At 65.9% G+C, this 19,585-nt stretch carries 17 protein-coding genes; 6 read left to right on the top strand and 11 right to left on the bottom strand.

The window, feature by feature from the left end:
- Nucleotides 1–11: 11 nt before the first annotated feature.
- Together AC1RUR_RS32605 and AC1RUR_RS32600 are read right to left on the bottom strand one after the other, a co-directional pair.
- Nucleotides 12–1,040: a YcjF family protein gene (locus AC1RUR_RS32605; protein WP_492851731.1), complete on the bottom strand. Its 1,029-nt coding sequence runs from the start codon at nucleotides 1,038–1,040 to the stop codon at nucleotides 12–14.
- Nucleotides 1,037–2,506 (bottom strand): YcjX family GTP-binding protein, encoded by a 1,470-nt coding sequence (locus tag AC1RUR_RS32600; protein WP_492851730.1) that lies wholly within the window; start codon nucleotides 2,504–2,506, stop codon nucleotides 1,037–1,039. The genes AC1RUR_RS32605 and AC1RUR_RS32600 overlap by 4 nt, the downstream gene beginning before the upstream one ends.
- A 178-nt stretch (nucleotides 2,507–2,684) precedes the next feature.
- Here AC1RUR_RS32600 and trhA point away from each other — a divergent pair, with 178 nt between their 5' ends.
- On the top strand, nucleotides 2,685–3,380 hold the full coding sequence (gene trhA / locus AC1RUR_RS32595; RefSeq protein WP_492851728.1) for a PAQR family membrane homeostasis protein TrhA: 696 nt from the start codon (nucleotides 2,685–2,687) through the stop codon (nucleotides 3,378–3,380).
- Between the two features lie 67 nt (nucleotides 3,381–3,447).
- Nucleotides 3,448–4,242, top strand: coding sequence for an SDR family oxidoreductase (locus tag AC1RUR_RS32590; RefSeq protein WP_492851726.1), 795 nt, complete (start codon nucleotides 3,448–3,450; stop codon nucleotides 4,240–4,242).
- 126 nt (nucleotides 4,243–4,368) lie between these two features.
- Here AC1RUR_RS32590 and AC1RUR_RS32585 read toward each other — a convergent pair whose 3' ends face one another.
- Nucleotides 4,369–4,830 carry a MarR family winged helix-turn-helix transcriptional regulator gene (locus AC1RUR_RS32585; RefSeq protein WP_492851724.1) on the bottom strand — a complete coding sequence of 154 codons (462 nt, stop codon included), beginning with the start codon at nucleotides 4,828–4,830 and terminating at the stop codon, nucleotides 4,369–4,371.
- A gap of 76 nt (nucleotides 4,831–4,906) precedes the next feature.
- Between AC1RUR_RS32585 and AC1RUR_RS32580 the strand changes: the two genes are divergently transcribed.
- A complete protein-coding gene (locus AC1RUR_RS32580) occupies nucleotides 4,907–5,683 on the top strand; it encodes an SDR family NAD(P)-dependent oxidoreductase (RefSeq protein WP_492851722.1) in 777 nt (258 codons plus the stop codon).
- Nucleotides 5,684–5,861: 178 nt separating this feature from the next.
- On the opposite strand, the gene mdlC is transcribed toward AC1RUR_RS32580, so the two are convergent.
- From mdlC to AC1RUR_RS32560, 4 genes are all read right to left on the bottom strand, one after another.
- On the bottom strand, nucleotides 5,862–7,484 hold the full coding sequence (gene mdlC, locus AC1RUR_RS32575; protein WP_492851720.1) for a benzoylformate decarboxylase: 1,623 nt from the start codon (nucleotides 7,482–7,484) through the stop codon (nucleotides 5,862–5,864).
- 172 nt (nucleotides 7,485–7,656) lie between these two features.
- Complete coding sequence (locus AC1RUR_RS32570) at nucleotides 7,657–8,508, bottom strand: HTD2 family dehydratase (RefSeq protein ID WP_492851718.1); 852 nt, start codon at nucleotides 8,506–8,508, stop codon at nucleotides 7,657–7,659.
- A 15-nt stretch (nucleotides 8,509–8,523) separates the two neighbouring features.
- On the bottom strand, nucleotides 8,524–9,624 hold the full coding sequence (locus AC1RUR_RS32565; protein WP_492851716.1) for a CaiB/BaiF CoA transferase family protein: 1,101 nt from the start codon (nucleotides 9,622–9,624) through the stop codon (nucleotides 8,524–8,526).
- 9 nt (nucleotides 9,625–9,633) lie between these two features.
- Nucleotides 9,634–10,803 carry an acyl-CoA dehydrogenase family protein gene (locus AC1RUR_RS32560; protein WP_492851714.1) on the bottom strand — a complete coding sequence of 390 codons (1,170 nt, stop codon included), beginning with the start codon at nucleotides 10,801–10,803 and terminating at the stop codon, nucleotides 9,634–9,636.
- Nucleotides 10,804–10,929: 126 nt separating this feature from the next.
- Here AC1RUR_RS32560 and AC1RUR_RS32555 point away from each other — a divergent pair, with 126 nt between their 5' ends.
- Nucleotides 10,930–11,850, top strand: coding sequence for a LysR family transcriptional regulator (locus AC1RUR_RS32555; protein WP_492851712.1), 921 nt, complete (start codon nucleotides 10,930–10,932; stop codon nucleotides 11,848–11,850).
- A gap of 259 nt (nucleotides 11,851–12,109) precedes the next feature.
- On the opposite strand, the gene AC1RUR_RS32550 is transcribed toward AC1RUR_RS32555, so the two are convergent.
- Together AC1RUR_RS32550 and AC1RUR_RS32545 are read right to left on the bottom strand one after the other, a co-directional pair.
- On the bottom strand, nucleotides 12,110–13,384 hold the full coding sequence (locus AC1RUR_RS32550) for a cytochrome P450 (protein WP_492851710.1): 1,275 nt from the start codon (nucleotides 13,382–13,384) through the stop codon (nucleotides 12,110–12,112).
- Nucleotides 13,385–13,495: 111 nt separating this feature from the next.
- Nucleotides 13,496–14,761 carry a cytochrome P450 gene (locus AC1RUR_RS32545; RefSeq protein ID WP_492851708.1) on the bottom strand — a complete coding sequence of 422 codons (1,266 nt, stop codon included), beginning with the start codon at nucleotides 14,759–14,761 and terminating at the stop codon, nucleotides 13,496–13,498.
- Between the two features lie 303 nt (nucleotides 14,762–15,064).
- Here AC1RUR_RS32545 and AC1RUR_RS32540 point away from each other — a divergent pair, with 303 nt between their 5' ends.
- Complete coding sequence (locus AC1RUR_RS32540; RefSeq protein WP_492851896.1) at nucleotides 15,065–16,219, top strand: YjgN family protein; 1,155 nt, start codon at nucleotides 15,065–15,067, stop codon at nucleotides 16,217–16,219.
- A 3-nt stretch (nucleotides 16,220–16,222) separates the two neighbouring features.
- Nucleotides 16,223–17,332, top strand: coding sequence for a M48 family metallopeptidase (locus tag AC1RUR_RS32535; RefSeq protein WP_492851706.1), 1,110 nt, complete (start codon nucleotides 16,223–16,225; stop codon nucleotides 17,330–17,332).
- Nucleotides 17,333–17,555: 223 nt separating this feature from the next.
- Here the strand turns inward: AC1RUR_RS32535 and upp are convergent, their stop codons facing one another.
- A complete protein-coding gene (upp, locus tag AC1RUR_RS32530) occupies nucleotides 17,556–18,185 on the bottom strand; it encodes a uracil phosphoribosyltransferase (RefSeq protein ID WP_492851704.1) in 630 nt (209 codons plus the stop codon).
- Between the two features lie 156 nt (nucleotides 18,186–18,341).
- Nucleotides 18,342–19,580: a URC4/urg3 family protein gene (locus AC1RUR_RS32525; RefSeq protein WP_492851702.1), complete on the bottom strand. Its 1,239-nt coding sequence runs from the start codon at nucleotides 19,578–19,580 to the stop codon at nucleotides 18,342–18,344.
- Between the last annotated feature and the right edge of the window lie 5 nt (nucleotides 19,581–19,585).

Genomic DNA, 19,585 nt, shown 5'->3' with positions numbered 1-19,585 from the left:
CGCGAGCGCCGCTACGCCTCGTCCTCTTTCTTCCGCAGCAGATCCGTCGCGAGGTCCGACAGCTTCGGCGGCGGCAGCGCGGCGAACGGCAGCGGCCTTGTCACGTCGATTGCGGCAAGGCCCAGCCGCGCGGTCAACAGCCCGTTGAGGATTCCCTCACCGAGCCGCTGCGACAGCTTTGCCGCGATCCCGTGGCCGAGCATCTGCTGCACCAGGCTGTCGCTCGCGGCCATGCCGCCGGTGATGGCGAGATGGGCGATGACGTGGCGGAGCAGGCGGATCATGCCGAGCGCGCCGGGCCGGCCGCCATAGAGATACGCAAGCTGGCGGATCAGGCGCAGCGCGGCCACGAACACGAACATCACGTCGATCGCCGCGCGGGGCGACACAGCTGTGACGATCGAGACTTTTTGCGCGGCTGACGACACCAGCCGACGCGCCTCCGCATCCAGCGGCGACATCAATTCGCGCTCGGCGAGCCGGATCATGTCGGCGCCGTCGATGATCTCGCCGGTGTGGCTCTCCAGCGCAGCACGGGCGCGCGCGAGCTGGGGGTTCTGATGGGCGATCTTGAGCAGGTCCTGCACGATGACGCGGCTCTCCTTGCGGTCGTCGCTGGCCAGCACGGCGGCGGCGCGCGCATGCAGCTTCTCGATCGTCGCAAGGCGCGCCAGCCCATACGCTTCCCGCCCGATCACCACGGCAAGCGCGAGCGCGGTGACGAACGCGAAGGCAACGCCGACGAAGCCGAGCGTTTCGCTGCGCGCAAACAGATCCTCGATCAGATGCACGACGCCGAGCCCGACGCCGAGCAGCGTCAGCCCGGCGAGGCCGGACCAGAACAACGCGCCCCAGGGAAAGCCGCGCCGTGCCGGCAGTGCGGCCTCAATCGGTACCGGCAGCGCCTGCGGATCGTGCTCCGGCGTGATCTGGATCGTGCCGCGACCGAGCCGGCTGGTCTCGTCGGCTTCGGTGACGACGACGCCGGGATCGTCGAGCCGGAACGTCGCCGGCCGCCGCGGCTGGGATCGGTCGTTCATGACAGCTTGTCTCCGATCAGGAACTGCAAGGCACGGTCGAGGCGGATGTGAGGCAGCGCCGGCTCGTCCGCGCCCTCGCGTTCGAGCTTGGGCGGGCGGAAGCGCAGGAAACGGAAATCGCTTGTCTCGGCGGCCTCGGTCGAGAGGCCGCGGAACGCATCCGTGCCGTTGAACAGCGGCTCGGGATCCACAGGCAGATCGCCCGGAAAGGTCGCAACTTCCGTGTTGCCGTCGAAGAACTCGCCACCGGCGCTTTCGCCCGCGGCCGGCGTTCCCAGGATCGACGGCAATTTGTCGCGGCCATGCGCGACCTGGGCCTCGCGCGTGGCACGCACTGCGGCGAGCGCGACCACGTCGATCTCGGCGCCTGTCGTTTCCGCGCGCGCGACCGCCCGCGTCACCGCGCGGCGCAGCACGGCCTCGAGCCGGTCGTGGCTGGAATGATGCAGATGGTCCGCCTTGGTCGCCGCGAACAGGATGCGGTCGATGCGCGGGCGGAACAGGCTGGAGAGGATCGTGCTGCGGCCGATGTTGAAGCAGTCGAGAATGCCGGTGAGGGCTGCTTCGAGATCGTGCAGCGCCTCGGGTCCGGAGTTGAACGCGGCGAGTGCATCGGCCAGCACGATCTGGCGATCGAGCCGGGCGAAATGATCGCGGAAGAACGGCCGCACCACGACGTCCTTGTAGGCCTCGTAGCGGCGCACCATCATCGCCCACAGCGATCCCTCCGGCGCCTGCCCGCCGACGGGCATGTCGAGCGGCGCAAAGGTCAGCGCCGGCGAGCCTGCGAGATTGCCGGGCATCAGGAAGCGGCCGGGTGGCAGCAGGCTCATCGCAAAGCGCTCGTTGCGGCAGGCGCGCAAATATTCGGTGAACAGCTTTGCGGCGGTGAGCGTTGCCTGCTCGTCCTCGCGTGCCTCTGGCTTGAGCGTCGCAAGATGCGCGTGCCATTCGGTTGCAAGATGCGCGCGTGGCGCTTCGCGCGACAGCGCCAGGCTCTCCGCCGACCATTGCTCAAAGCTCTTTTGCAGCAGCGGCAGGTCGAGCAGCCATTCGCCGGGATAGTCGACGATGTCGAGCGTCAGGGTGCGATCGGCGCCGTTGTGGCGCTGGTAGTCGATGACGAGGCGCAGCTCGCTGATGTCGACGGTCGAACTCGGCCAGTGCCGTTCCTCGACCAGCGCGCGCAGATGGGTCTCATAGGCGAAGCGCGGCACGGCATCGTCGGGCTGCGGCGCAAGATTTGCGCGCGCAATCCGGCCCGAGGCATAGGCTTCGAACACCGGAAAGCGGCCGCCGCGCGTCAGCCCGTGGATCAGCGCGGTGATGAACACCGTCTTGCCGGCCCGCGACAGGCCGGTGACCCCGAGCCGCACCGTTGGGTTGAAGAAGTGCTCGCCATAGTCGAGCAGCGCCCGGGCCGACAGGCGCGCCTCTTCGACCATATCCTGGAAACTGAATGCCATATGAACGTTAGGGGATCTCGGGCGGACGGAATGTGCGGCTGTTCACAAAGGTGGCAATTGCGTGAGGAAAATCAAGCTTCATACTTCCACCGCCTTTGTCGTTAAATCAGCCGTTTGAACGACGCGCCGATCCCGAAAGACCCATAGAAAAGGGCATTGACTCATCTTGCGGATTGCCATGACCGTCTTCCAACTGAAACAACTTGCATCCACCTCCGTCCACGCCGCAGCCGACGTGATCGGCTGGAACTACGACCGCGCCGAACTGATCGCCGACGCGATCATCCATGCGGTCGGTGTGTTTTCCGGGACCGTCGCCGCGACCGTGCTGGTGGTGCTTGCGGTGCTTTACGCCAACGCGATCGACATCGTCGGGGTCTCGATCTATGTCGCCGGCCTGCTCTCGATGCTGGTGCTGTCGGCGACCTATAATCTCTGGCCGGTCTCGCCGGTCAAATGGCTGCTGCGGCGCTTCGACCATTCGGCGATCTATCTCCTGATCGCCGCGACCTACACGCCGTTCATCCTGGAAGTGAAAGACAGCGTCTTCGCGCTGGTGCTGCTCATCTGCGTCTGGTGCGTGGCGATATCGGGCATCGTGCTGAAGCTTCGCTATCCCGGCCGGTTCGACCGCGTCGCGGTCGGCATCTACCTCGCGATGGGCTGGAGCGGGGTCATGCTCTATGATTCCGTGGTCAAGGCGCTGCCCGCGCTGGTGCTGGGCTTCATCCTCGCGGGCGGGCTGCTCTACAGCTTCGGCGTGATCTTCCATGCCTGGCGCCGGCTGCGTTTCCAGAATGCGATCTGGCACGGCTTTGTCTTGGCCGGTGCGGCGTGCCATTATACCGCGGTGCTCGACCTCGTGTTGAGCTGAGCAGGAACCGCGAAGCGGAATAAGCCGAGCGGTATAAGAGCGGTCTGAGAGCAAGAGGAGACGTCGCATGCAGGTGACCGGCAAGGTCGTGGTCGTCACGGGCGGCGCCAACGGCATCGGCAAGGCGCTGTGCGAGGCGTTTCACAAGGCGGGCGCCGCCAAGGTCGTCGTTGCCGACATGGACGCCGCCAACGCCAGGGCGGTCGCCGCGATGGTCGATGGCGCGGCGTTCAAATGCGATGTCGCGCAGGAAAAGGACATCTCCCACGTCATCGAGGAGACCGAGCGGCAGTTCGGCCCGATCGCATTGTTCTGCTCCAATGCCGGCATCGGCGGCGGCTTCGATCCGATGTCGGTCAATGCCGGCGGCGCGTCCGACGAGCCGTGGCAGCGCAGTTGGGCGATCCACGTCATGGCCCATGTCTATGCGGCCCGGCATCTGGTCCCCCGCATGAAGGCGCGCGGCGGCGGCTATTTCCTCAACACGATCTCGGCCGCGGGCCTGTTGTCGCAGGTCGGCAGTCCCGCATACTCCACCACCAAGCACGCCGCGGTCGGCTTTGCCGAGAACCTCGCGATCTCGCACAAGGCCGACAACATCAAGGTCTCGATCCTCTGCCCGCAGGGCGTCGACACCAACATGCTGCGCTCGATCCCCAAGGGTCCGCAATCCGGCGACGGCGATCTTGCACCCGAGCAGGTCGCCAGTGACGTGCTCGCCGGCCTCGATCAGGAAACGTTCCTGATCCTGCCGCACCCCCAGGTGCTCGGATACATGCGCAGGAAGACCGAGAACTACGACCGCTGGATCGGCGGCATGGCCAAGATCCAGGCGAAGATGCGGGAGGAGTTCGGGAAGTAGGTGCCACACCCACCGCCGTCATTCCCCGCGAAAGCGGGGAATCCAGTACGCCGCGGCTTCTCGATTGAACCATAGCCCTCTCGGAGTACTGGATCGCCCGGTCAAGCCGGGCGATGACACCTTCGGCTACGCCGCCGACTGCGCCTCGTCCTCACCTCGGCTCTGCCGCAACGCCCGCGCATAGAGCATCATTCCCTCGCGCACGGTGCGCTGCTCGGCCTCCGTCAACGCCGCCAGCGCGCCGCGTACTTGCTGGCGGCCGAACGCGTGTAGCGCCTCCAGCGTGCGCCGGCCCTTTGAAGTCAGCGACAGCCGCTTGCTGCGGGCGTCCAGCTCGTCGGGCGTCTCCCTGAGCTCGCCGCAGTCGATCAGCTTGCGCACCAGGCGGCTGACGCTGGATTTTTCCAGCCGCAGGAAATCGCCGAGCTCGCCTGAATTCATCGGCCCCCGGATGCCGATCTCCAGGATGGTGTGCACGGCCGACGGCGGGTAGTCCGATGCCGCCACCGTGGCGTCCATGAAGCCGAGCTCCCGCACCATCAGGCGCGAGGCGGCGCGGATGTCGTCGATCAGCGAAAGCTCCGCCACAGCTTGACTCCCGGCCTATAGTTGTACCATACAACTATAGGCGCAGAGCGGCGCGCGCAAGTGTTTGGAGCGGCCCATGAGCGGAATTCTGCCAACCGGCGAGCGGATGAAGGGCAAGGTCTGCCTGGTCACCGGCGGCGGCAGCGGCATCGGCCGCGCCACGGCCGTGCGGATGGCGTCCGAGGGCGCGGAAGCCATCATCATTGCCGGCCGGCGCGAGGCCGAGCTTGCGGCGACGGCCTCAGCGTGCCGCGAACTCGGCGCGGTTGCGATCGCGCTCACGACCGACATCACGCGCGAGGACGACGTCGCGCGCCTCGTCCGCACCGCGATCGAGCGCTGCGGCCGGCTCGACGTCGCCTTCAACAATGCCGGCTTCCAGGAGCGCCGCGCGCCGCTCGAAGAGCAGGGCACCGACATCTACGACAGCGTGTTCGATACCAATGTCCGGGCGCTGTTCCTGTGCCTGCGCCATCAATTGCCTGTCATGCAGGCGCAGGGGCGCGGCAATATCGTCGTCAACACCTCCGTCAGCGGCGTGCGCAATCCCAATCCCGGCTTCTCGCTCTATTCGGCGTCCAAGGCGGCCGCGATCTCGCTGACGCGCTCGGCGGCGATGGAGAACGCCCCGCGCGGCATCCGCATCAACGCCATCGCGCCCGGCCGCGTCGTCACCGACATGATGCTGCGCGCCGGCGTCGGCGATGTCGCAACCGTCAGCGCCGGCCTGCCGCTGCGGCGAATGGGGAGCCCGGAGGAGGTGGCGGAAGCCGTGGTGTGGCTGTCGTCGGATGCGTCATCCTACGTCGTCGGGCACGTGCTGGCGGCGGACGGGGGATTCTTGGCGTCGTAGTTAGGCAGCGCTCGCGCCAAACATTGAGTGTCGTCCCGGCGAAGGCCGGGACCCATAACCCCAGGGGGGAGTTGGGCGAAGATTGGTTGTTCGGGATTAGCACTGCGCACAATCGACAGATCACGCGGTATAGGTCCCGGCCTTCGCCAGGACGACGTTGTGGATGCGCTATGCGCCCCTAATGCTTCTGTCCGTACAGCACCGGCACCGCCGAATCCACGATCACCTCCACGAGGCTCGTCCCCTCGTACGTCATCCCGCGCTTCAGCGCCTCGCCCAATTCCGCCGCCTTGCTGACCCGCACCGCATGGCAGCCCATGCCTTCGGCGAGCCGGACGAAATCGATGCCCGGCAATTCCAGCCCCGGCACGTTCCGCACCTGCATCACCTGGCTGAACGAGCGCATCGCGCCGTAGCCGGAATTGTTGATGACGACGACGGTCAGCGGCAGCTTGCGCTGCGCGGCGGTCCACAGCGCCTGGATCGAATACATCGCCGAGCCGTCGCCGATCAGGCACACGGTGCGGCTGGTCGGCTTGCCCAGCGCCATGCCGACCGCGGCGGGTAAGCTATAGCCGAGGCCGCCGCTCGACATCGTGTAAAAACTGTCCTTGCCGCGCATCGGCATGAACTTCTGCATCGCCGGCCGGTGCGAAGGCACCTCCTCGACCAGCGAGGTGCCGTCCGGCATGGCCTGAGACAGCGAATGCAGCAGGAATTCGACCGGCAGCGGATCGGCGGCCTGCGGCGCCGGCGGCAGCGTGCGGCCCTTGGGCATGGCGCGCTTGCTCTCGGGCAGGAGGTCGAGCAGCAGGCTCAGTGCCGGCTTCATGGTGGCGATGATGCTGGTGCCGACCGGCGTCACCGTGGCCGCATCCGGATCATCGGTGATCTGAAAAATCGTCGCGCCGCCGTCGAAGATCGCGGCATGGCCTTCGACATGGAAGGTGAACACCGGCGCGCCGATCACGACGACGAGATCGTGCTCGCGCAGCGCGTCGGACAGCTGCGCCGGCGAAGCATGCAGGAAGCCCGCAAATTGCGGATGCCGCTCGGGGAACGAGCAGCGCGCCGAGAACGGGCTGACCCAGACGCTAGCCTTGGCCTTCTCGGCGACGCGCACCATCAGGTCCACCGCGCCGGCGCGATCCACGCCGGGGCCGACGACGAGGGCTGGGTGCTTTGCGCTGGCGAGCGCGGCTACCAGCGCCTTCATCGCTTCAGGCTCGGGCCCGATCTCGCGGCTGACCTTGCGCGCCTCGATTGGCGTAGTCGCATGCGTCCAGTCGTCGATCGGGATCGACACGAAGGTCGGCCCGCACGGCGGCTGCAGCGCGGTGTAATAGGCGCGCGCGATTGCGGCCGGCACGTCCTCGGGCCGCGCCGGCTCGACGCTGTACTTCACATAAGGCCGCGGAAATTCCGACGCACGTTCGGCATAGAGGAACGCCTGCAGCGGCAGGATCGAGCGCGCCTGCTGGCCCGCGGTGATGACGAGCGGGGTCTGGTTGCGATGCGCGGTGTAGATATTGCCGAGCGCGTTGCCGACGCCGGCCGCCGAATGCAGATTGACGAAGCCGGCATTGCGCGTCGCCTGCGCGTAGCCGTCGGCCATGCCGACGGCGGAAGCCTCCTGCAGCGCCAGCACATAGTCGATGTCGTCGGGCCAGTCGCTCAGGAACGGCAGCTCGGTCGAGCCGGGATTGCCGAATACGCGTCTGATGCCGAACGAGCGCAGCAGGTCGAGTGTGGCCTGCTTGACGGTGACGGATTTGCTGCCGCTCTTGCCGTTCTTTGCCATGGTTTCCGTCCCTGTTTATTCCTCATCCTGAGGAGCGCGTCTTCGCGCGTCTCGAAGGATGAAGGCCCGGCTGGTGGCCTCGCCCTTCGAGACGCGCGCGAAGGGCGCGCTCCTCAGGGTGAGGGTCTAATTTCCTACATCGCCGTTACATTCGCAATGAGAGGAGAGAGCGTCACCACACCGCCGTGCCCTTCATCGTTGGCTGTCCCTCCGCATTCGCGGTCCACAGCTCCATGCGCTCGCCGCTGTCATTGGCGTTGACGGAAAACTCCGTACCCTCGAACAGCGGCTGCAGCCCGCGATAGGTGAACTTCTTCGGCGCCTTGCCGCCGTGCAGCTTTGCCGCCATCTCGATGATCAGCGCCGCCTGCAAGGGCCCGTGGAAGATCAGGCCCGGATAGCCTTCGACCCTGGTGACGTAGTCGCGGTCGTAATGGATGCGGTGGCCGTTGAAGGTCAGCGCGGAATAGCGGAACAGCAGCACCGGATCGGAGACATGGCTCTCGCGGTGCTGCGCCTTGGGCGGCGGAGGCGGGGCCTTGCCGCCGGCGGGTGCGCCGCTCGTCATCTCGCGATACACGATGTCCTGCCGCTCGCGGATGGCGACGCCGCGCGGTGAGGAGATGCTGTGCTCGACCGAGACGAAGCACAGCGTGCCGGTCGAGCCGGTCTTCACCGTGACATCGGCGATGCGTGACGTGCGTGTCGATTCATCGCCGACGCGCAGCGGCTGCAAAAACTCGATCTCGCCGCCGGCCCACATCCGGCGTGGCAGCGGCACCGGCGGCAGGAAGCCGCCGCGCGTGGGATGGCCGTCGGGTCCCAGCATCGACATCGGAAACACCGGCTGCGCCAGGCACCAGTGCACCGTGAACGGCGCGGCGTCGCCGTTTTTTGGCTCGCCGACCTCCTGGAACAGCGTCGCGCGCAGGCCCATGACGAGCTGCGCCGTGACGATATCGGTGGCCTCCGTGCTGCGGCCGATCCATTGCCGCAAGTGATCGATGTCGAGCTTCTCGGTCATGACGCCTCGCTCTTGTTATGTCTTGGATGGACGCTCGCCGATCGCGGGCACCGCGCCATAGCTGCGCGTCTCGCCGACGATGATCGGGGCCGGTGCGGGATAGCTGACGCGGCCGTTCGGCGTATCGACCTCGATACGGCGCAGATGCGGATGATTGGTGAGGTCGGCCATGGTGTTGACCTCGGCAAAGGCGATGTCGGCGTCGGACAGCCGCTTCAGCAGGTCGTCGCGCGTCATCTTGCCGAAGGCGTCTGCCACCGTCGTATCGGTGAAATCCCGGTTGCGCACGCGTTCGACCATGTTGGCGACGCGGGGATCGGCGGGCAGGTCCGGCTGGTCCAGCACTTTTGCGCAGAGCGTCTTCCACTCGCGCTCGCTCTGGATCGAGATCAGGATGTCCTTGCCGTCCTTCGAGGTGAACACGCCGTAAGGCGCGATCGAGGGATGGCGCAGGCCCATGCGCTTGGGCGGATTGCCGGCCTCGGAGTTGAGCAGCGGCACGGTGCACCAGTCCGCCATCACGTCGAACATGGAGATGCGGATATCGGCGCCCTTGCCGGTACGCCCGCGCCCGATCAGCGCTTCCAGAATCGCCGCATGCGCGGTGGCGCCGGTCGCAACGTCGACGATCGACATGCCGACGCGCGAGGCGCCATCAGGATTGCCGGTGATCGAGGCAAGGCCGCTCTCGGCCTGGATCAGGAGGTCATAAGCCTTGCGGTGCGCGTAGGGGCCCTCGTCGCCATAGCCGGTGATCGTGCAGGAGATCAGCCTTGGATAATCCTTCAGCAGCCGCTCGCGCGAAAAGCCGAGCTTGTCCATCGAGCCCGGCTTGAGGTTCTGGATGAGCACGTCGGCGCTGGCGATCAGCTTCTCGAGCTCGGCGCAGCCTTCCTTGGTGGCGAGATCGACCACCGCCGATTGCTTGCCGCGGTTGAGCCAGACGAAATAGCTGCTCTGGCCCTTGGCGGCCGCGTCATAGCCGCGGGCGAAATCGCCTTCGGGCCGCTCGATCTTGATCACCTCCGCGCCGGCATCCGCCAGCCGCGACGAACAGAACGGCGCCGCGACCGCCTGCTCGACCGCAATCACCCTGATCCCGTCCAATGCTCCCATGGCGCGACCTCAGTACGAGCGGGGCATGCCAAGCACATGCTCGGCGACGAAGGACAGCACGAGGTTGGTCGAGATCGGCGCCACCTGGTAGAGCCGCGTCTCGCGGAATTTGCGCTCGACGTCGTATTCCTCGGCGAAGCCGAAGCCGCCATGGGTCTGGATGCAGGCGTTGGCCGCTTCCCAGGACGCATCGGCCGCCAGCATCTTGGCCATGTTGGCCTCGGCGCCGCAGTCGAGCCCGGCCTCGTATTTGCGCGTCGCTTCCTTCACCATCAGTTCGGCTGCGCGCATCGAGGCGTAGGCCTTCGCGATCGGAAACTGGATGCCCTGGTTCTGGCCGATCGGCCGGCCGAAAACGCTGCGCTCCTTGGCGTAGTTCGTGGCCTTCGCGATGAACCATTTGGCGTCGCCGACGCATTCGGCGGCGATCAGGATGCGCTCGGCATTCATGCCGGAAAGGATGTAGCGGAAGCCCTTGCCTTCCTCGCCGATCAGATTCTCCGCCGGCACCTTCATGTCGGTAAAGAACACCTCGGTGGTGGCGTGGTTCATCATGGTGCGGATCGGGCGGATCTCGAGGCCGTTGTTCTTCGCCTCGCGCATGTCGACGATGAACACCGAAAGGCCATCCGTGCGTTTCTTGGCCTGCTCCTTCGGCGTGGTGCGTGCCAGCAGCACCATCAAATCGGAATGCTCGGCGCGGCTGGTCCAGATCTTCTGGCCGTTGACGATGTAGCTGTCGTTGCCGTCCTTGCGCGCAAAGGTCTTCAGCGAGGAGGTGTCGGTGCCGCTGGTCGGCTCGGTGACGCCGAAGGCCTGCAGGCGCAACTCGCCGCTGGCGATCTTCGGCAGGTATTTGGCCTTCTGCTCGGCATTGCCGTGCCGCAGCACCGTGCCCATCGTGTACATCTGGGCGTGGCAGCCGCCGCCGTTGCAGCCGGCGCGCTGGATCTCTTCCAGGATCGCCGCCGCGGCCGAAAGCTTCAGGCCCGCGCCGCCATATTCCTCGGGGATCAGCACCGAGAGATAGCCGGCCTCGGTCAGCGCATCGACGAAGGCTTTCGGATAGGCCATCTCGCGATCGAGCTTGCGCCAGTATTCGCCGGGAAACTGCGCGCAGAGCTTTGCGACGGCGTCGCGGATGTCGGCGTAGTCTTCGGTGTGGTGGTCTTCACTCATGGCGTTTTCCCGTATCTAGCGGCAGTTAAGATAACGCCGGCCGATCCCCCGGCGTTGTGAAAACAACGCCAGCCCCCTATGCTCATTTGCTATAGCGTATGAAGTAGCCTTCCAGGATTGGCAAGCATGGATTTCCGGCAGCTCAGGACCTTCAGTTGCGTGGCGGAGCTCGGCAGTCTGAGCAAGGCCTCCGACACGCTGCGCGTGGCGCAGCCCGCGCTGAGCCGCCAGATCAAGCTGCTGGAACACGAACTGCGCGTCGAGCTGTTCACGCGCAACGGTCGCGGCATGGTGCTGACGGAAGCCGGCCGGCTGCTGCTCGCGCGCACCTCCGGCATCGTGCGGCAGATCGACCAGATCCGCGACGACATCCAGTCGGCCAAGGGGCCGCCGTCGGGCCAGGTCGTGCTTGGCCTCGTCCCCACCGTGAGCTGCGTGCTGTCGGCGCGGTTCGCGCGACGCTGCGTCGAGAAATTTCCCGGCATCTCGCTGCGCATCGTCGAGAGCTACAGCGGCCATCTCGTCGAATGGCTGCATCGCGGCGAGATGGATCTGGCCATCCTCTACGGCCGCTCGGCCGACCTGCATCTCAACGTGCAAAGCCTCGGCCGCGACAACATCGTCGCGGTCGGCCCGCGCGGCTGCGGCCTTGCGCGCAAGAAGAGCGTCGAGATCGGCTGGCTGCTGCGACAACGGCTGGTGCTGCCCAGTCATTCGCACGGCCTCCGCGCGCTGATCGAGCACGCCGCCGCCCAGCGCAAGATCAAGCTCAACGTCCAGCTCGAGGCGGATTCTTTCCGCGTGCTGACGAGCCTCGTCGAGGAGGGCCTCGGCTTCGCGCTCTTGCCGCCCTCGTCGGTCCACGGCGAGGTCGCGGACGGGCGGCTGGAAACCGCGGTCGTGTCCAAGCCGATGACGCGCGAGCTCATTTTCGCCTCTCCGATCGACCGCCCGGCCTCGACGGCCTCGCTCGCCATTACGGCGCTGCTGCGCGAGGAGGTCGCCGCCTGCCGCAAGGAAGGCGTGTGGGACATCAAGTTGAGTTAAGATGCCGTGTGGTAGAACAGATGCGGGCCGCGTTGCCTTCGCATCTGGCGCGAGCTGTCATGCCGGAATTTTATAGCTGGGATGGAGGCGCCCGCTCTCGACCCCACCCTCGGTGTCATCGCCCGCGAAGGCGGGCGATCCAGTATTCCAGAGGCCGCAGTGCTTGAGCCGAGAGGCCGCGGCGTACTGGATGCCCCGCTTTCGCGGGGCATGACAGCGGAGGTTGAGGCGGCTCGCCTTAAGGGCGAGCGTCCGCGGGCTACCCCGGAATCCTGACCGGCAGCGACTCATATCCCTTGATGAAGCTGGAATAGATCCGCTTGGGCTCGCCGACCACCTCGATGCGGTCGAAGCGCTTCAGCATCTCCTCCCAGACGATCTTGAGCTGGAGCTCGGCGAGCCGCATGCCGACGCAGCGGTGGATGCCGAAGCCGAAGGAGAGGTGGGTGCGCGGCCGCGGGCGGTCGATGATGAACTCGTTCGGCTTCTCGAACATCTCCTCGTCGCGGTTGCCGGAGACGTACCACATCACGACGCGGTCGCCCTTCTTGATCGGCTTGCCGCCGAGCTCGGTATCCTGGAGAGCGGTGCGGCGCATATGCGCGAGCGGGGTCTGCCAGCGGATCACCTCCGGCACCATGGAATCGATCAGCGCCGGATTCTTCCGCAGCATCTCGTACTGCTCGGGGTTCTCGTTCAGTGCCAGCACCGAGCCGGTCATGGTGTTGCGCGTGGTGTCGTTGCCGCCGACGATGAGCAGGATGATGTTGCCCATGAGGTTGTCGGGGTCCATGAAGCGCGTGGCGTCGTTATGGGCCATCAGCGACAACAGGTCGTTGCGCGGCGCGGAGTTGACGCGCTCGTTCCACAGCTTGGACATGTAGGCGTAGCACTCGTCCATCTCGCGGCGGCGCTCTTCGGCCGAGGCGACGATGCCGCTCTTGGGCAGCGCGGTCGAGACGTCGGACCAGCGCGTCAGCTTGCGCCGTTCCTCCCAGGGGAAGTCGAACAGGGTCGCCAGCATCTGCGTCGTCAGCTCGATCGAGACGCGCTCGACGAAGTTGAAGGTCTCGTTGCGCGGCAGATTGTCGAGCACGGTCTGCGAGCGCTGGCGGATCAGCTTGGCCAGCTCGTCCAGATGCGTGGGCGTGAACATCGGCGACACCGTCTTGCGCTGCGCCGAATGCCGCGGCTGGTCCATGGCGATGAAGCTCGGATAGTCGTAGCCGGGCGGCACGTCGCGGATCGAGATGCCGCCGAGCGTCGAGTCGGAGGAGAAAAGGCCGTGATTGGTGTCGACATGCATGATGTCGTTGTATTTCACCACCGACCAGTACGGCTCGATCGGCGCGTTGGTGCAGTAGTGCACCGGCTCTTCCTTGCGCAGCCGTTCGAACCACGGCCACAGCGTGTCGTCCTGGAACAGCCGGGGCGCTCCGGGATGGAACTGCGCCAGCGGCGTCGCATAGGCCTCCTCGCGCGCCCTGCGCATGCGTTCGGCCTTGTCCACTTTCACCGGCGTCTGGATGTTCATGGTCGTGGCTCCAGTTAGTTCATCATCTCTCCCCGCCTTGTCCGCCGAAGCCTTGGCGAAGGCGGAAAGCGGGAGAGGGGGCGCAGTATCCTCGTGGGTTATAGCTCGAACTCACGCCGCAATCTTGACCGGCAAAGTTTCAAGACCCTTTACGAAACTCGAATAGACCCGCTTGGGTTCGCCGACCACGTCGATATGGTCGAAACGCCTAAGGATCTCTTCCCAGATAATCTTGAGCTGGAGTTCGGCAAGCCGCAAGCCGACGCAGCGGTGGATGCCGAAGCCGAAGGAGAGATGCGTGCGCGGGCGGGCGCGGTCAATGATGAAATCGTAGGGCTTCTCGATCGCCTCCTCGTCGCGGTTGCCCGAGACGTACCACATCACGACCTTGTCACCTTTCTTGATTTGCTTGCCGCGGAACTCGAGGTCCGACAGCGCCGTGCGGCGCATATGTGCCAGCGGCGTCTGCCAGCGGATCACCTCCGGCACGAAGCTGTCGAGCAGCGCCGGGTTCTCGCGCAGCTTGCGATATTGCTCCGGATGCTGGCTCAGCGCGTAGATCGATCCCGACATGGTGTTGCGGGTGGTGTCGTTGCCGCCGACGATCAAAAGAATGAGATTGCCGAGGAAGTTCTTCGCGTCCATGTCGCGCGTTGCGGCGCCATGCGCCATCATCGAGAGCAGATCGCTCTTCGGCGGCTGCTCGATCCGCTCCTTCCAGAGGCGCGCGAAATAGCCGGCGCATTCCGTCAGCTCGGCCTGCCGCTCGTCCTCGGTGGCGACGAGCCCGTCGGGGCCGGGAATGGTGGTGGCGATATCCGACCAGCGCGTCAGCTTGCGGCGGTCCTCCCAGGGGAAGTCGAACAGCACGGCGAGCATCTGCGTGGTGAGCTCGATCGAGACGCGGTCGACCCAGTCGAACACTTCGCCGCGCGGCAGATTGTCGAGGCACTCGGCCGAACGCTGGCGGATGTTGAGCGCGAGATTGTCCAGATGCGTTGGCGTGAACATCGGCGCCACGGTCTTGCGCTGCGCCGCGTGGCGCGGCGGATCCATCGAGATGAAGCTCTCGCGGCGCAGGTCGGGATCGATGTCGCGGATGGTGATGCCGCCGAGCGCGGAGGCCGAGGAGAACACCGAATGGTTGGTCTCGATCTCCATGATGTCGTTGTAGCGCGTCACCGACCAGTACGGTCCGAACATCGAGTCCTTGCAATAGTGCACGGGATCTTCACGGCGCAGGCGATCGAAATAGGGCCAGAACGTATCGGTCCTGAACAGTTCAGGATCGCCCGGATCGAATTGCTCGAGCGGCAACGACGACGCGCGCTCGCGCAACGCGTCGAGCTTGACCGCGCTCTCGATGGTCCCATGCATGACCGCTCTCCCTGACATGAACCGCGCGTTCTCGTTCAATTCTGCGCTGCGGTATTTGGGTTGCAATTACAGCCGGTTGTCTGCGTCGGGGCAAGGGCGAGTTTTGCCACATCCAGGCTTTGCGTGGGGGTTGGGCGGACCGTCACGCAGATGTGTCAACGTGATCTCCCGCACGCCGTTCGACGCGGAAGGGTGCCAGAAATCGACTGGAATCGAGGTAAATCGAACCCGCCCGTCTTGGGGATCGACCAATCTCTGATCTATAGTTTGACTGCAACAGGCCAGCATCCCGAGGTTGCCGCCGTGAACGACATGCAATGGGCCCCGGTCGGGTCCGAACCCTTACCCCCGCCGCTGCCACCCACGCGGGTCGACTTCACCGGCGACCGTTCCGAGTTCCGCAAAATGGTCACCAAGGGTGCCATGCTGGAGCTGGTCACTTTCGGCTTCTACCGGTTCTGGCTCGTCACCGACGTCCGCCGGCATCTGTGGTCGAACACGTCGGTCGACGGCGATGCCGCCGAATATACCGGCCGGGGCAAGGAGCTGTTGATCGGCTTCCTGTTCGCGCTGGCGATCCTGGTGCCGATCTATCTCGCCTATTTCCTTGTCGGCATCGAGTTCGAGCGCTGGCAGGGCTTTGCCTCGACGCCGCTGTTCATCAGCTTCTACGCGTTCGGCCAGTTCGCGATTTTTCGCGCGCGGCGCTATCGCCTGACCCGCACGGTCTGGCGCGGTGTGCGGTTCTGGATGGACGGCTCGGGCTGGGCCTATTCGTTCCGCGCGATGGCGTGGGGCCTGCTGGTGTTCCTCACCCTCGGCCTGGCGCTGCCGTGGCGCGAGGCCTCGCTCGAACGCTACAAGATGCAGCACACCCATTACGGCGATCTGCGTGGTGATTTCGAAGGCGATGGCTGGACGTTCTTCAAGCGCGGCTGGTGGCTGTGGCTCTTGAGTCCGATCGCACTGCTCATCTTCCCGCTGGCCCCGTTCTTCTATGCCGAGTTCAAGGCGCGCGAATGGCGCTGGTGGCTCGACGGCATCCGCATCGGCGGCGTCAGCCTGTCCTCGCGATTGCCGCACGATGCGTTCTACGGCCTGTACTGGAAGGTGATCGGCTGGTGGATGCTGCTCTCGACCATTTTCGCCGCCTATCTCGGCGGCGCCACGATGCTCGTCGTCGCGCTGAGCGGCCTGCCGGTCGAGCAGGTGTTCGGCCCCGACAATACCGCCAAGAGCATTCCGATGCTGGTGGCGATGGTCATCGGCTATTTCGCCCTGGCGCTTGCGATCAACATCATCATGCGGGTCTATCTTCAGCGCGATCTCTGGGCCAAGGTGCTGGAGACCGTCGAGGTGCATGACATCGGAGCCGCGGCGGATGTGCGCGGCAGCGGCGAACTCGCCAGCGCGCTCGGCGAAGGTTTTGCCGACGGGCTCGATGTCGCGGGATTCTGATCTGTGAGCGAGTTGTCCACCGAGGCTCCGGCGCAGTCGGCAAAGCCGACCATCTTCTTCGACGGCGTGTCGAGCCGCAGGCGGCAGGTGACGCTGAGGTTCGGTGATGCGCTCGAGATCGCCGAGGAGGGCGCGCCGCCCGTTCGCTGGGCCTATGCCGACATTCGCCGTGCCGACAGTCCGGCCGGTCTCCTGCGTCTGGCCTCGACGTCGGCGCCCCCGCTGGCACGGCTGGAGATTCGTGATGCCGCGCTCGCGGCCGACGTGACCGTCCGATGCATGCGTCTCGACGAGCACCAGACCTCGCGCCGCGGTGTCGCAAAGATCGTCGGCTGGTCGGTGGCCGCCGCTGTCTCGATCGTCTGTGTCGTGCTGTTCGGCGTGCCGCTCGCCGCCGATCGTCTCGCGCCGCTGGTGCCGAAGCCGGTCGAGCGACGCATCGGCGATGCCGCCGAAGTGCAGATGAAGACCATCTTCGGCCGCAGCGTGTGCCAGGACCCCGCGGGCAAGGCCGCGTTCACAAAGCTGGTCAACCGCCTGCGCGATGCCGCCGGCCTCGACGACGATTCCATGACCGCGGGCGTGCTGCCGACCCCGGTGCCGAATGCGTTTGCGCTGCCGGGCGGCAAGGTGTTCGTGTTGCAGGGCCTGCTCGACAAGGCCGAAAGCCCCGACGAGCTTGCCGGCATCCTCGCCCACGAGCTCGGCCATCTCAAGCATCACGACAACATGCGCGGGCTGATCTACAACGGCGGCACCTCGTTCCTGATCGGCCTGCTGTTCGGCGACGTCACCGGCTCGTCCGCCGTGATCTTCGCCTCGCGCAGCGTGGTCGAGGCGTCCTATTCGCGCGAGGCCGAGACCGCCGCCGATACGTTCTCGATCGAGATCATGCGTGCGCTCGGCCGCTCGCCGAAGCCTGCGGCCGAGCTGATGTTCCGCATCACCGGCAAGGAGGGCGGCGGCCTCACATCGATCCTGGCGAGCCATCCGCTCACGGAGGACCGCCTCGCGCGCATGACGAAAGAAGATCGCCCCGCCAGCGGCCCGCCGCTGCTGACGGACAAGGAGTGGCAGGCGCTGAAGGGGATTTGCGGCAGCGGGAAGATCTGATCGCCATGCAGCTCAGGCCCGGCAATCTCGTCAAACACAGGAGCGGCGGCCCGATCATGGTCGTTGACCGCGAGGTGTCTCATTCGTCCAACGAACCGCTCGTCAGTTGCTCTTGGGTTGAAGCTGGTCAACGGCACTCTGCGTCCTTCAAGGAGGACTCGCTCCAAGCGGTCAACGGCGACGGCTCGCCTCGGGACTACGAGGCGGAGACGTAACCCGTCTCTTACCGCGTCCCGTAAGCGCGATCACCGGCATCGCCGAGGCCCGGGAGGATAAAGCCGTTCTCGTCGAGACCTTCGTCCACCGCGGCGGTCCAGATCGGGACGTCCGGGTGCAAGCCGCGCAGCCGCTCAAGACCTTCCGGCGCCGCGATCAGGCAGGCGAGGCGGATGTCCTTGGCGCCGCGTTCCTTCAGCCGGTCGATGGCGGCGACGGCGGTGTTGGCCGTGGCGACCACCGGCGTCACGACGATGGCGAGGCGCTCGCCGAGATCGGACGGCGATTTGAAGAAATATTCGACCGCCGCAAAGCTTTCCGGCTCGCGGTAGAGCCCGATATGCGCGACGCGCGCGGTCGGCACCAGGTCCATCATGCCGTCGACGAAGGTGGTGCCTGCGCGCAGCATCGGCACGAACACCAATTTCTTGCCGGCGATCTTGGCCGAGTGCATCGTCGCCAGTGGCGTCTCGATGACGGTGTCAGTGAGCGGCAGGTCGCGCGTCACCTCGTAGCACAGCAGCATGCCGATCTCCTTGATCAGCTCGCGGAACGACTTGGTCGAGATGGATTTGTCCCGCACCAGCGTCAGCTTGTGCTGGACCAGCGGATGATCGACGATCGTGACGCCTTCCATGATCGGATGCCTTTCTTCCTTCTCCCCTTGTGGGAGAAGGTGGCGCGAAGCGCCGGATGAGGGGTTCTTTCCACTTGCAAGACCGTTGATGAGGATAGAGACCCCTCACCCGGCTTCGCGTTCGCGAAGCCACCCTCTCCCACAGGGGGAGAGGGTTTAGAAAACCGTGCCGTCGCTGATCACCTTGAGCGGCGGCGAGCCGTCGGGGCGGCGCGCAAACGCAATGGCGCGGCCCGCGGCCCAGCTGCCGCCTTCCAGGATGCTGGCGAGCGGCAACGTCTCGGGCGTGCGGCCGAGCTTGGCGCGGACGCGTTCCGCCAGCCGGTCGAGCAACGCGACAGTCAGTGCGCGCCACTCCACGACGAGCAGCGAATCCACCGCATGCGCGCGGTCTGCATCAGCAGCGTCGCGCAAGCGCAGCACCGCGTGATCGACGAACAGGCCGCCATTGCGATATTCGGCGAGCCCGGTCAGGCCGTCGATGTCGGTGATCGCGAAGCCGGCGCGCTGGAGCGGCTCGATCAGCGAATAGCTCAGCCATTGCGACAGCTTGTGCAGCGGCACGAGGCCCGCGGTCGCATCATCCGCCTTGATCGCCGGATGGCGCCAGCAATCGCCGAGCGGAACGCCGGCAAGCTCCAGCCGCGACGGCCAGATCGGTCCGAGCTGGTTCAGCACCGCAGACAGGATCGCGGGCGCGGCGATGGCGCGGCCCACAGCCTGCGCCGCGATGTGATCGAACAATCCGCCGGGCCGCGGCGTGTCGTGCAATCCAAAAATCTCCGGACGGTCCGCGACCTGCTTGCCGAGGCGCCGCAGCAGATCGGTGCGTCCCTCGAGGCCGAGCAGCGGATTGGCATCGCTCACCTGAAACGCAGAGGTGAGGGAGGCCAGGGGCAATTGCGCGAGCACGTCCGCATCGGCCCTGAAAGGGGCGCGGGTATCGCGGGAGAAGAGCCCGCCTGCGAACATGTCGAGGCTCGCGATGGCGAGCCCCTCGGATCGGCCGATGCTTTCGCCCGTCGCCGCGTCACGATAGCGCCATGTCGCACCCGCGCCGGCATCGAGCAGCACGCTGACGATGGCGAGGTCGAACTCCGCGCGCGCCCGCGCGGCGCGGTCCGGCCACGATGTCGCATCCGCAAGCCGCGCCCAGCGATCGACGCCGCCAAGCACAAAATGCCGCCACCGCGCGTGGAAGGGCACCTCCAGCGTCGGATACGCCTTTCGCGTCACCGCGAGCACGGCATCGGCAACGCCGTCCATGCGATCGAGATCAACAGTGAAATGGTTGAGCGCGCCGGCAAGTCCGATTTGAAGCATCTCACCGGCACGCGCGCGAACCGCTCCTGCGCTGAGCAGGGAGCGGGCCTGTTGTTCCAAAGCCTCAGCCATCGCGC

This window comes from Bradyrhizobium sp. GW821-FHT12B03 (genome assembly GCF_058807535.1).
Note: the sequence above shows the minus strand (reverse complement) of the source record. Positions and strands in the feature narration are given on the sequence as shown.

Bases quoted from the DNA above. Each gene is read 5' to 3' on its own strand.
- AC1RUR_RS32605 (WP_492851731.1), bottom strand. From the start codon at position 1,040: ATGAACGACCGATCCCAGCCGCGGCGGCCGGCGACGTTCCGGCTCGAC.
- AC1RUR_RS32600 (WP_492851730.1), bottom strand. From the start codon at position 2,506: ATGGCATTCAGTTTCCAGGATATGGTCGAAGAGGCGCGCCTGTCGGCC.
- trhA (WP_492851728.1), top strand. From the start codon at position 2,685: ATGACCGTCTTCCAACTGAAACAACTTGCATCCACCTCCGTCCACGCC.
- AC1RUR_RS32590 (WP_492851726.1), top strand. From the start codon at position 3,448: ATGCAGGTGACCGGCAAGGTCGTGGTCGTCACGGGCGGCGCCAACGGC.
- AC1RUR_RS32580 (WP_492851722.1), top strand. From the start codon at position 4,907: ATGAGCGGAATTCTGCCAACCGGCGAGCGGATGAAGGGCAAGGTCTGC.
- mdlC (WP_492851720.1), bottom strand. From the start codon at position 7,484: ATGGCAAAGAACGGCAAGAGCGGCAGCAAATCCGTCACCGTCAAGCAG.
- AC1RUR_RS32570 (WP_492851718.1), bottom strand. From the start codon at position 8,508: ATGACCGAGAAGCTCGACATCGATCACTTGCGGCAATGGATCGGCCGC.
- AC1RUR_RS32565 (WP_492851716.1), bottom strand. From the start codon at position 9,624: ATGGGAGCATTGGACGGGATCAGGGTGATTGCGGTCGAGCAGGCGGTC.
- AC1RUR_RS32560 (WP_492851714.1), bottom strand. From the start codon at position 10,803: ATGAGTGAAGACCACCACACCGAAGACTACGCCGACATCCGCGACGCC.
- AC1RUR_RS32555 (WP_492851712.1), top strand. From the start codon at position 10,930: ATGGATTTCCGGCAGCTCAGGACCTTCAGTTGCGTGGCGGAGCTCGGC.
- AC1RUR_RS32550 (WP_492851710.1), bottom strand. From the start codon at position 13,384: ATGAACATCCAGACGCCGGTGAAAGTGGACAAGGCCGAACGCATGCGC.
- AC1RUR_RS32545 (WP_492851708.1), bottom strand. From the start codon at position 14,761: ATGCATGGGACCATCGAGAGCGCGGTCAAGCTCGACGCGTTGCGCGAG.
- upp (WP_492851704.1), bottom strand. From the start codon at position 18,185: ATGGAAGGCGTCACGATCGTCGATCATCCGCTGGTCCAGCACAAGCTG.
- AC1RUR_RS32525 (WP_492851702.1), bottom strand. From the start codon at position 19,580: ATGGCTGAGGCTTTGGAACAACAGGCCCGCTCCCTGCTCAGCGCAGGA.